Annotated in this window: 1 protein-coding gene; it reads left to right on the forward strand. The window is 70.0% G+C overall.

Annotation, left to right across the window (positions count from 1 at the left end; genetic code table 11):
* Positions 1-233 (forward strand): hypothetical protein (locus tag AN218_RS37135; protein ID WP_171908823.1); only part of this gene is annotated, 233 nt, incomplete at both ends.

Genomic DNA, 233 nt, shown 5'->3' on the forward strand with positions numbered 1-233 from the left:
GACCACCGCGACGGCGTCCGCTACCGCAACACCCGTCCCACCCGGGCCGAGGCGATGGCCGTCCTGGCCTGGTGGCGCAGCATGTTCGGGCCCGTCGAGGACGACCTCAGCCCCGTCCTCGCCGTCGTCGTCGACGACGAGTTTTTCCGGTACGGACCCGACACCACCGACGAGCAGCACGACGGATTCCACAAGGAGACGCTGGAGGTCTACGGCGTCGGCATCCTGCGCCC

It is taken from the genome of Streptomyces nanshensis (assembly GCF_001751255.1).
Classification (GTDB): Bacteria; Actinomycetota; Actinomycetes; order Streptomycetales; family Streptomycetaceae; genus Streptomyces; species Streptomyces nanshensis_A.